The following is an 11,857-nucleotide window of genomic DNA, read 5'->3' as shown; positions in this document are numbered from 1 at the left end:
CTCCCCTCTACTGTCTCACATCTTGTATTACGTTTTATTCACTCAAATTGTTTCATCATTTTAAAGAATATAATGAAGCCCAGAATATCCCTCTGCTCTTCTCATATATCTCATCAAATTGATTTAGCGGCAGCGGATTGACACCAATGCCAAGTTCTATGGTGAAACCGCATTTTTTCTTTTCATAAATAAACCAATCCCGGAAACCCGCATGACTGTCTAAATTCTTTATAGCTTTATACCCGCTGAGGCGGCTGTATTCAGTCACAATGGACAATGCTTCCTCCGGTTCACAGTTCATGTATCCCCAATAGATCTCCTCTCCCTGGGTATGTACAGCCACTATGAGGTCAAATCCACCAGCATCAGCAAGCTTTGCCATTGCAATAGATTCCGGTTCTGTTAGAGGAGCATCTCCAGGGTAATCTCTCGAGGCAGGAAATTTAGGGATTTTTCTTTCCTTTTCTATATCCCAGAATGCAGGATACTGATTATTCAGATCGACTCCATTAATATTGGCTTTCCATTGCTCAAAATCTAAACTGTTGTTATTAATAAACATAACGGATTGGTAATGGGAATGCTCAGGCGGCAGTCCATTTATCACAAGCTGGACCCCATCAGGATTAACCATTGGAACAAAAGATAAAGTCGTATTCTGATACAGATCCATCGCAGCATGCCCTTCAAATGTACCCCCATCTACTACTGCTTCCAAATACTCATGAAGCCAGCACATTAATACGGATGTTGTAATCCACTCATTAGCATGAAATGATCCATTCATATGAACCTTTTTTGTGCCGGTTCCAATCAGGAGTTCAAAAATAGGAAGACCGAGTACACTTTGTCCGATCGACCACTTCTCTATAAACGGAAAGGCTTCCGTTACTTTTTCCAGATCTTCAAGAAGAACATTGTAATCATATGCCCGTTTTTTTTGGATAAACTCGGATGATTTTGGCAGGCAGTCATTACTCTCATAAAAGTCTATTATATTCCTAACTGGGGCCTTATTGGAAGTGGACGATATGTGACAATTCAATTTTTCTGTATAAGGGATATTGAATGTCTCACCAGACTTTATGAACGTTGATTTTAAATGAGGATTTGAATCATAAAGCAGCTGCTCATGAACGTTTAATATACTTGAGAGCTCCTTTAGATTTGTGCTTTTTCCTGCTCTGACTTTCATTCAGATTCCTCCCTGATGTTTGGTTATTATTAGCATATGATTCAACTTCCCTATTCTTGTTAAACGCTTTAAAACAGTCAGAAAGACTGACAAAAAAAGCTTTGGCCTAAAGGCCAAAGCTTTTGATCATTTATTTATTTGATTCTTCCTTAGATTCTTTCTCATCTTTTCCATTTTTCATTTCATCATAGAAGCGCAATAAATCTCCATAGATGATTTTATCTGAGTAATTTAATTCCTGCTTTGCTTTTTCCATATACGGCTCACATGCTTTTTTATCTTCAGCCGGTTCACCGGTTGATTTGTCGTAGCATGTTCCGCTCGTATATACGAATTTGTCTGTAATGAAGCTTCCATCACGCAGAACGGTAAAAGGCAATTTGTCTTTTGAGAATAAATCTTTGCCAAATTCAATTTCATCTTTCGTCTCGATGCCTAATAAATGCATAAGTGTTGGACGAATGTCTATTTGACCTGAGACATCTGAAATTGTTTCAGGATTTTTATCTGTTACACCTGGAATATGAACGACAAACGGAACCCTCTGCAGCTGAATTTCATCAAAAGGCGTGACTTCTTTGCCTAAAAATTGACCCATTGCAGCATTATGGTTTTCTGAAATTCCATAGTGATCACCGTATAAAACAATTATTGAGTTCTCATATAACCCTTCATCTTTAAGCTTTTGAATGAAATTTTTCAAAGCTTCGTCCTGATAACGGACAGTCGGGAAGTAGTTATTCAATGTTTTGCTATTTGAATTAAATTCATCTACCATTTTGTCTTCTTCATTCAGTTCGAATGGGAAGTGATTTGTGAGTGTAATATGCTTGCTGTAAAATGGCTGCGGCAATTCTTTCATATGATCAACAGATTGTTCAAAGAACTCCTTGTCTTTAAGTCCCCAGCCGACAGAATTTTCTTCGTTTACTTCGTAATCATTCACATCAAAGAATCTGTCATATCCTAAAGCCTGATACATGATATCACGATTCCAGAAGCTTTTATTGTTTGCATGAAATACAGTCGAGTAGTAGCCTTTATCTTTTAATAATTCCGGAGTAGCTACATATTCGTTATTGCTGTTTGTGAAAAATACTGCACCGCGTCCAAGAGGATAAAGCGAGTTATCAACGATAAACTCTGAATCCGATGTTTTCCCCTGGCCTGTCTGATGATAGAAATTATCAAAATTGTAGCTTTCTCCAATAAAGTCATTAAGGAATGGTGTTATCTCTTTTCCGTTAATTTTTTCATTGATGACAAAGCTCTGTGTAGATTCTAATGAAACCATAATCACATTTCGGCCTTCAGCAATGCCGAACATTTCATCATTTGGTTCTTTTTTATTAGCTTTTACATAGTTCTCAATTTCAGTAAGACTGTTGCTGTCAGCGAGAGCACGCTGAGCAGATGTTTTCGACTGCAGAACTCCGTCGTAAATATGGAAGTTATAAACACTGATATTTTTAACAAGCATTTCTCTATCGAATGATCGTGTTAAAAGCTGCGGACGCTCTGTTTCAGCAAGTCCAAGGTTGAAGAAAAATACACCAGCCACTAAAAGATAGAAAGCTGTTTTTTCTTTTCTTGTCACAGTTGCCTGAGTTTGGAATCTTGGACGTCTCATAAGCCAAAAAAGAATGACAATATCAACCAAAAGCAATAAATCAATTGGTTCAAAGAGTGAAGAAATACTGCTTCCAAGATCACCCATATTGCTGGTCTGGAATAAAACAGGAATGGTTAAGAAATCATTAAAGAATCGGTAGAAAACAATATTGGCAATAAGGACAGCTGTTACAATGATGCTTGCCCCCAAAATGTACCTGTTTCGATTCTTCTCTTTCATAAACAGTCCAAAACCAAAAATGAACAGCAGAAAGCTTAATGGGTTTATGAACAGGATAAATTCCTGTGTGAAGTTTTCAATTTTAATGTCAAAGCTAGTTTTATAGACAATGTATGTTTTCACCCACAGAAACAATGTCGCAATTAGTAAAAATGAAATTTTAGAAAGTGATTTAATACGCATTTCATAACCTCCTCATACGTTAGAACCTGCGTAACGATTATATTCCATTTATATATTTTCCATAAATTAGGCTGATATGAAACAACTAAATCATATCTTAATACTTCTTTAACAAAAAATCAATCGTTTTTAACATTCCCCTTACAATAGGATGATAGAATAATAATGTTCAGCTTATTCGTTTTACCCTATAGTTAGACGTATAAAACCTAAAAAAGTTTCAAATTTACCGAAATAAAATTATTCAGAATATTCAGCAATAATAAAGGAGCCTTATCTCACAAAGAAAGGCTCCTTCATATTATGACTTATTATATTATTTATATGTGCATCAAACTGTTGAAAGGTTTGTTTTTACAAGCCAAGCTCCGCCGATGACTCCGGCATCATTGCCTAAAGTAGCAATTGAAATGGAAGCTCCCTCTGCCACGCGGGGAAATGCAAAACGCTTAAAATATTTTTCTGTATTTTTTCTTAAATGTTCGCCCGCTTTTGAAACACCTCCGCCAATGACAATCTTCTCCGGGTTTAAACCGTTGGATAAATTGGCAAGAGCAAGGCCCAATTGTTTTGTAATATACTCAACAACCTCTGAAGCAACTAAATCGCCTTGTTCAGATGCTTCAAAAACATCTCTTGACGAAATACTTCCATTTTCCTCATATAATTTTCTTAGAGTACTAGGTGAATCGCTCTTATTCAGCTTTTCTACAGCAAGCCTTACAATTCCGGTTGCAGAAGCAATTGTTTCAAGGCATCCTTCTTTGCCGCAATTGCAAGGGGCTCCTCCCTCTACTACAGAAGTTATATGGCCGATCTCACCGCCAGCTCCATTCACACCATGCACGACAATGCCATTTGAAATGATGCCTCCTCCTACTCCTGTACCTAAAGTGACACATATAACATCTTTCGCTCCGTCGCCGGCACCTTTCCACATTTCTCCGATAGCAGCAATATTTGCATCATTGTCGATTACCGCTTTTAAACCTGTTTCGATTTCAAGATGATGCTTTAGCGGGTAGTTCTTCCAGCCTAAGTTTACTGTTTCATAAACAAGGCCTGTCTCTAAATTCACAGGACCGGGGGCTCCCATGCCAATTCCGGCAAGTTTTGACTTCGTTTGTCCGAGTTCTGCAAGTTTAGCATCGATTGCTTTTGCAATATCTGTTGTTATCGTTTTTCCGCTTTTATCTGTCGGTATTTCCCATTTTTCGATCATTTCCCCATAATGGCTGATAAACGCCATCTTAATTGTTGTTCCGCCTAAGTCAATTCCTACTAGCCATTTATCTATCATTGTCTCTGCCATCCTTTGTTTATATTTTTCTAAGAAACCGTTTGCACAATTCATTGAACGGTTTGCTTTAATTTTTCTTCCTCACGCGCTGGCCCTCTTGTCTTAAAAGCAGCACAGCCATCTGGTAATCCTGAACTTCGATAAGATTTGATTCAAACAGCTGTCTGACTTCCATTTCCATCAGTTCTAAATCAGCTGAACGATCTCCAATGTATATGATTGTTCCATACTTTTTTAAAAGCTGCTGAATATCATAGATTGTTTTCACTTTTCCACCTACTCATTTGAAGCTTAATCTAACTACATTAAAGTATAAAGGAATGTCGTAGTGCGTCAAGAGAATTATCAGCTAAAAAGGAAATATCCGTACTGATCGAGAATTTGGGAGGTTTATTAAAGTGAAAAAGAGCAGTTTCCTGCCCTCCTGAAGCTTTTTTAGAATACTTATGCATAATAGACTCCATAATAGTATGCAAAAACTACAAACAGAATGGACAGTAAAGCTCCAATCAGCCTCAGTCCCCATTTGTGCTGTTTTGGGAGCTGAACAATCAGCGCAGCTAAAAAACCCCCAAACAAGCCTCCAAGATGACCTGCATTATCAATATTCGGCACAGCAAATCCAAAAAGAAGATTAAGCACAATAATGAATATTAAATTGGACCCAATCGTTCTGAAAAACAGCTTTGGTTTGCTAATTCCTAAATAAAGCAATGCACCGAAACATCCAAAGATGGCTCCTGAAGCTCCTGCAGATATGGAAGGACTCAGAGCAAAGCTTGCAAGCGTCCCTGCTGCACCTGCAAATAAGTAAATGACTAAAAATTTAACAGAACCGTACATCTTCTCAACGGCGCTGCCAATATAAATTAATGCCAGCGTGTTCATCAAGAGATGAAGCATGCCAATGTGGAGAATAATCGGGGTAAAGAGACGCCACCATTCACCGCTAATAATAGAGGGGTTGTATTTGGCTCCAAACTGAATTAAGGTTTGTGTGTTTTGACTTCCGCCTGCTGCTTCTAAAAGCATAAACATAAAGATTTGGACAGCAGTAAACGTGTAGGTGAAGATTGGTTTTCCAAAATTGAAAATTTGTTTTTCTTCTTTTATTCTGCGATTTGAGTGAGAAATTGCTTCACTTTTTAAAATGGCAGTGTTAATTGTATCTGATGTTTTAGCAGTTAGGCTGACTCCAAGCAGCTTTTCAAGGTAATAGAGGATCTTCTCTTCATTATCTTTATGAACAACAACTGATTTTAAAGTGGTTTGTCCCTCATGAAAAGGTTTTTCAATTCGAAACTCCCAATGATCTACCGGCGGATACGCAGAAATATACACATTTAATAATTGTATGGGATGCTTCCAGGACTGTTTGCGAATGTGGTCAATATGCATCGCTGTTCTTTCAATATCCTGCTGCAGCTGACTTCCCCAATCAAGGTCCTTTCTAATAAAGCGAACAATTTGAAACTCTTTATTGTTATATGTACCAAGCAAGACTTCCTGCTCATCATCTGATAAACGGATCATCTGATAATCATGCCTCGTGACAACATCATGGATTAACTTCCAGAAAAGCTCATCCTGCTTAATTCCCATTTTCTTCTCTCCGAACTTTTTATCAATAGTATATCAACTTAAATGAATGTTGTTAAAGAATTGTGCTTTTCAAATAAAAAAACACCTGTTTACCAAACAGGTGAGCGTTAACGAAAAGCACGAAACATAAATTTTTCCCTGATAAATGGAATTCTCATGGACATCTGGATAAAAAAGTGGCGAATATTCGGCTGACTGAGCACGACGTTCATCAGACGGTAACGATACTGGTAAAAAGCAAGCATTGCGAGTACCATAAGAAGTATAGAATTTAATTTTCGCATCTTCATCCCTCCTAGTGATACTTTTTGCTGGGATCCCCTTTTTTATCCGTATTTTCTTTCAGTAAATAAGGACCGCTAACAAAGAAGCCGCAAGAATAGCTGAAAAATTAACTGCATCATTGTTTAAAAATCCTTTTATTTTATTACCCTGTTTCTGACAATGCGAGTATCGTTCTGTTTTTTTCCCGCAGGCCGGACATTGATATTGCACCTGAATAGAAGCGCCGAGCACCGTATCTATCAAATTGCCCATGAATCCAAGCATAATGATAAGCAGTAAATCCCCAGCTTGAATCGAATAAACCAAATAAGCTGAAATTCCTATCAGCCATGCACCGGAGAATGCTGATGCAGTTCCAAGAGAACTTACAGCTCCTGATGTTCCTTTCTTTACCTGCTTCAAAGTAAAAATCATTCTTGGCATTTTTTTGCTGAGTGTTCCTATTTCAGATGCCCATGTATCCGCGTTTGCTGCAGCGATAGAAGCGCTGTAAACCGTGAAACTCCCGTCAAATGGCATAAAAGCATTTACAATGCTGATGAATGCAGAAACACCTCCATTTGCCAACACTTGAATGGCGTCTCTCTGATCCCCTTTTACAAGTAAATCGTCTACACTCTTTTTTTGATCACGCTTAAACTTGCTCCAAAAACTTGAGCTTCCAAAGAAAATTCCGAGTAAAATCAATCCCGGATAGCCGAAGCCTGCAAAAATAGAAATACCAATAAAGCATGCAGCAACAGCTCCGCTAATGGTTAATGACTTCATCTTCAGCCCTGCAATTGAAATCAGGAGAATAAAGGATATGGCAAGAAAATGATCACTCACTTGTTATAATCACCTCATTTTCCGTCAAAATTTGATGGACAGGCAGATCATGTGCTTCAGCAGGAATACATGAAACCAATTGAATTTCAAAAGCTAGTGAAACAGTTAAACCGCTGTATAGTGTCAAGTACCTATCATAATAACCCCCGCCATAGCCAATTCTATAGCCATTTCTGTCATAGCATATCCCAGGAACTATGAGAAGATCGATTTCATCAGGGAAAACTGGGTCTGTTTTTGAAACAACAGGCTCTTTTAAGCCAAAATAAACAGTTTCAAGCTGATCTGTTGATTGAAACGTCCGAAATTCCATTTTCTTTTGCCCTGGATAGCATTTAGGAATTGCCACTCTCTTATTTTGCTTTAAGGCCTCTTGAATGATCAGGCTTGTGTCCACTTCTTTGCCATTTGAAATGGTAATGGCTATTGTCTTGCTCTGCTGCCAGAAGGATTGCTTAAAAAGTCTTTTATTTATACGTTCGCAATTCTTTTTGTATGTATCAAAGTCTAAAGATTCGAGCTTGCGTTTTACGTCATTTCTAAGTTTTGTTTTCAGCATTCTAAAAACTCTCCCCTTACCCAGTATTTGTATGTATAAAAAAAACAGCAAGGAAATAAATTCCTGCTGCTTACTTTGTTTCGCGGTGTAATGTAACCTTTTTCTCTCTAGAGCAATATTTTTTAAGCTCCATACGATCCGGGTTATTACGTTTATTCTTTTTAGAAATGTAATTACGTTCGCCGCACTCTGTGCAAGCTAATGTAAGATTAACGCGCATGTTGATTTCCCTCCAAACTAAAAAACTTATACTAAATCAGACTTAACTATAATAGCATTTTTAAAAAAGAAATTCCACATTATTTTATTTTTTTCTTCAATCTATGAAAAGAAGAGAGTTAAGAATCCCTTTTCGTATATTCTCTCCAGGCATTAACCGTCTCTTCATTTATATCTGCGAGCGCTGAATGATCCTGAATCTGACAGTGGCCAATCATCCCGCCTAAGCTGCAGGATTTTCCCACATAGCTATTTTCCCATAAAATCGAATGGGTAATTTCTGATTTTTCATGGATAATAACAGACTCTGAGAGAACCGTCTGCGGACCTACTATAGCGCCTTCATGAATGATCGTGTTCCTGCTTATATATATCGGTCCTTTTAATGTCACATCATCATGAATGGTCACACCATCCTCCATCCAGATGCCTTTAGCTATCTCTTTGCCCTTAGAAGGAAGATTGACTTTATGATGGAGCATGTCAAACTGAGCCTCGCGATATGTTGCAAGTGTCCCAATATCAGACCAATATCCCTCAGCTTCAAAAATACTGATTTTCTCATTATGCTTTAAGATTGCAGGAAAAACATCTTTACTGAAGTCATAATGAGTAAAATCTTCGAGATAGGTAAATATCTTTGGGTCCAGAATATAAATCCCCGTATTAATTGAATGTTTAGTGAGGTCGCTCCAGTTTGGCTTCTCGAACATCTTATCCATTTTTTTATCTGAAGACAAAAGTACTCCATACTCGATCGGCAAATCCAGCGGTTTTGTAAAGATAGTCGCTGCTGCAAGCTGATCCTCATGATGCTGTATTCCTGCACTCAAATCAAAATCAGTCAGAATATCTCCGCTTATCACAAGAAATGATTCTGTCAGCATTTGCTCTGCCAGTTTTACACTTCCTGCTGTACCGAGAGGCATTCCGTCTTCACTGTAAGTAATGGTGACACCCCATTTTGAACCGTCGCCAAAATGGGACCGGATGGAAGATGACAGATAATGCACAGTCATAATAATATCAGTGATTCCATGTCTTTTTAATAACTCAATGCTATATTCCATGACAGGCTTGTTTAATATAGGGACCATTGGTTTTGGACAGTGATTTGTAAGAGGTCTAAGCCTGCAGCCTTCTCCGCCTGCGAGGATCACAGCTTTCACATTTTTCAGCTCCTTATCTTTTATGATAAAGCACTTCATACTCTTGAATAACTTTTTTCACGATATGTTCATAGGCAAAACGGCTCAAAATTTCTTTATATCCCTGTTGAGCCAGACGGTCTGCCCGCTCTTTATGTTGGAGTGCCTCTAAGATAGCTGATGCCAAAGCTTTTGAATTTCCCCGCTCAAATAGGAGGCCATTTTCATTGTGCTTGATAATCTCTTTTAACCCGCCGGTATTTGCAGCAATTGTCAGTTTTTTCGCTGCCATGCTCTCCAGTGCAACAATTCCAAATGGTTCATAATAGCTCGGAATAATATTCATCTCACAGTGCGTAAGGAGTATATGTATAAGGTCTTCATCTATAAAACCAAGGAATGTTACATTTTCATGAACGTTCAATTCTTTCGCTTTTTTTTCATATTCGTTGCGATGCGGCCCATCTCCTGCTATAACAATGCGGATTTTAGGAAAACGCTTCAAAATACCCGGTAGAGCGGATAACAGCACATCAAAACCTTTTTCTGCGACAAGTCTTCCCATCGAGAAAAGATAAGGCTGCCCAGTCAATGATATATCATTGCGCTTTGGTGAATTTTTATCATACATATTATTTTTTAAAAGATTTATTCCATTAGGGATTACAGTTAGTTTTTCAGAATGTATGTGAAATTGCTCTGTGACCTCTTTCAACATATAGTCACTGCATACAATCACTTGATCTGCAGCTTGCACCAGCAGGCTTTCTTCCCTTTGTATGTACTTTTGCAGCGGGGTCACGATCTCGCTGTTCCTTCCCAGTTCTGTCGCATGAATCGTGGCAATCAGCGGCACTTTAAACAGCTTTTGTATAGATCTTCCCGCCCCGGCTGTCAGCCAATCATGAACATGCACTAAATCATATTTGATGTGACTATTCTTTATTAAAAATTGAACAATTGCACGATTGTAATTTATGGCCCACTCAGAGAGCGACTGATGCTTTTGCTGAATAGACTGAATCCGGTATATATGAAGGTTTGGAACTGGATTCTCATACAATGGGAGTTCTTCATCAGAAGCTATTGTAAGAAGCGCAACTTCATAATTTTGTCCAGCAAGTGCATTTGTCAGCTCATCTACATGTCTTCCGAGCCCCCCAACAAGATTTGGGGGGTATTCTGTAGACACCATCAGTATTCTTGGCCTGACAGCACACTCTTGTAACTCAGATGTGTTTCTTTTAAATGGAAGAAATGTAAATAAATCTGGTTCCGGGTTATAGTTTTCTAATTCTTCATCCGATCTTTCGCTCAGTTCGTAATAATTATTTAGGTGCTTTTGAATACGATAATGTCCATAATCAGCAGAAGTGCCGTTTCCAATCATGAATGTCCAGTCGCTGCTTGCGGCAAGCATCCATTCCTTAATAAGACACCATTTTTTCCTTGTATTCATTTCCCGGGAATTTACAGACTGGCTGTATAACTGCTTCTCGATTAAATGAAAGTGCTGAAAGTATTCCGCTGTTTTTTCATTCAGCCAAATATCACCGTACCCATTTCTCCCCCATGTAGAAAAACCTAAGCCGACATGGCGGCAGACCTTATTTTTATTTCTCAGCCAATCAGAAGGGAGAACAAACGGGTTTTCCTTTTTTAACAGCTCAGAAAGAAAGGCCGGACCCTCAAACCACCAATGGCCGAATAACTCAAAATCAAATGGAAGCACGATAAGCTCAGTTGCAGAACACAGCCTCTCCAAAAAATTATGTGCATCATTTCCAGCTTGTTCAAATGCGATTTCATCATTATAAATCTTTTTATCTTCCGTCTTTCCAGTTATGCTCCAAAGTTTTAGTCCGGTATTGATTCTTGTCTTTTTAAGAAATGCAAACTCTTTAATATCTTCCCAATTTCTTGTCAACCCGACATCCCGGTAATATTCCCGATATACATGATGTGCAGGGTATCCACTATGCTTATCCCATACAGCATTAGCTTTTTCACTGTTCCGTTTAAAAATTGTGAGGCCCTTATAGTTCAATGCAGGGCCATTTATTTCAGGAGAATCGGCAAATGTGTATTTAATTCCTTGTTGAATGAGAATCTGCACAGTTTGATCATTTATCGCCATTTCCGGCAGCCAAAACCCTTTTGGAGCTGTTCCGAAATGGTGTTCAAACACTTTCATTCCCGTTTCCACTTGCATTTTCATGCCTTCATCCGTGCAATGAAACGGGAGAATTGCATGCGTTGCACATGTAGTGATAACCTCAATTTTTCTTTTTTTGAATAGATCAATATATCCTTTTAAAATATTGCCCTTAAATTCTTCAAAGGTTTGGATGATCTTATTGTAATGAGAAAGATAAAAATGTAATACTGATTGCTCCTCATTAGTTGCCCTGCTGAATTCTGATCTGATTAACAAAATCATTTTGTCCAGGTGACAACGGTATTTTTCCTGGGTCTTCTTATCGGTCAGCATTTCCATAAGAGTAGGGGAAAAAGAGATAGTTATGGAAGGATTGTCCACACTGTTTAAACTCCAAAGCATTGGAATATACGATTCTGACAGAGCTTCAAAAAGCCAGAGCTGTTCATATTCTGTATTTGTATAGTCAGTTATGAAAGGCAAGTGGGCATGGAGGATGATCATGCTGTTTTTCACCATGTGCTAATA

Annotated in this window: 11 protein-coding genes; all 11 read right to left on the bottom strand. The window is 38.2% G+C overall.

The features are described 5' to 3' along the window. Window positions 1–55: 55 nt before the first annotated feature. A complete protein-coding gene (locus QFZ72_RS09635) occupies window positions 56–1,195 on the bottom strand; it encodes a M14 family metallopeptidase (RefSeq protein ID WP_307432370.1) in 1,140 nt (379 codons plus the stop codon). A gap of 130 nt (window positions 1,196–1,325) precedes the next feature. Beyond that, window positions 1,326–3,230 carry an LTA synthase family protein gene (locus tag QFZ72_RS09630; protein ID WP_307432367.1) on the bottom strand — a complete coding sequence of 635 codons (1,905 nt, stop codon included), beginning with the start codon at window positions 3,228–3,230 and terminating at the stop codon, window positions 1,326–1,328. A gap of 331 nt (window positions 3,231–3,561) precedes the next feature. Next, window positions 3,562–4,530, bottom strand: coding sequence for an ROK family glucokinase (locus QFZ72_RS09625; protein ID WP_307432365.1), 969 nt, complete (start codon window positions 4,528–4,530; stop codon window positions 3,562–3,564). A 67-nt stretch (window positions 4,531–4,597) separates the two neighbouring features. Next, a complete protein-coding gene (locus QFZ72_RS09620) occupies window positions 4,598–4,798 on the bottom strand; it encodes a YqgQ family protein (RefSeq protein WP_252201595.1) in 201 nt (66 codons plus the stop codon). Window positions 4,799–4,974: 176 nt separating this feature from the next. Next, the gene (locus tag QFZ72_RS09615) at window positions 4,975–6,132 is read right to left on the bottom strand and encodes a rhomboid family intramembrane serine protease (RefSeq protein ID WP_307432359.1); all 1,158 of its coding nucleotides are present in this window, start codon (window positions 6,130–6,132) and stop codon (window positions 4,975–4,977) included. 107 nt (window positions 6,133–6,239) lie between these two features. Beyond that, complete coding sequence (locus QFZ72_RS09610; RefSeq protein WP_307432356.1) at window positions 6,240–6,416, bottom strand: hypothetical protein; 177 nt, start codon at window positions 6,414–6,416, stop codon at window positions 6,240–6,242. A 58-nt stretch (window positions 6,417–6,474) separates the two neighbouring features. Then, window positions 6,475–7,245 carry a DUF92 domain-containing protein gene (locus QFZ72_RS09605; protein WP_307432353.1) on the bottom strand — a complete coding sequence of 257 codons (771 nt, stop codon included), beginning with the start codon at window positions 7,243–7,245 and terminating at the stop codon, window positions 6,475–6,477. Beyond that, window positions 7,238–7,801, bottom strand: a complete 564-nt coding sequence (locus QFZ72_RS09600; protein ID WP_373464676.1) for a 5-formyltetrahydrofolate cyclo-ligase — start codon at window positions 7,799–7,801, stop codon at window positions 7,238–7,240. The genes QFZ72_RS09605 and QFZ72_RS09600 overlap by 8 nt, the downstream gene beginning before the upstream one ends. Window positions 7,802–7,874: 73 nt before the next feature. Next, on the bottom strand, window positions 7,875–8,024 hold the full coding sequence (gene rpmG, locus QFZ72_RS09595; RefSeq protein ID WP_070875478.1) for a 50S ribosomal protein L33: 150 nt from the start codon (window positions 8,022–8,024) through the stop codon (window positions 7,875–7,877). Between the two features lie 118 nt (window positions 8,025–8,142). Then, window positions 8,143–9,192, bottom strand: a complete 1,050-nt coding sequence (locus tag QFZ72_RS09590; RefSeq protein ID WP_307432346.1) for a nucleotidyltransferase family protein — start codon at window positions 9,190–9,192, stop codon at window positions 8,143–8,145. Window positions 9,193–9,205: 13 nt separating this feature from the next. After that, window positions 9,206–11,848: a 1,4-alpha-glucan branching protein domain-containing protein gene (locus QFZ72_RS09585; protein ID WP_307432343.1), complete on the bottom strand. Its 2,643-nt coding sequence runs from the start codon at window positions 11,846–11,848 to the stop codon at window positions 9,206–9,208. Between the last annotated feature and the right edge of the window lie 9 nt (window positions 11,849–11,857).

This window comes from Bacillus sp. V2I10 (genome assembly GCF_030817055.1).
Classification (GTDB): domain Bacteria; phylum Bacillota; class Bacilli; order Bacillales; family Bacillaceae; genus Bacillus_P.
The sequence above is the reverse complement of the archived record's forward strand: the minus strand, read 5'-3'. Positions and strand labels throughout refer to the sequence as shown.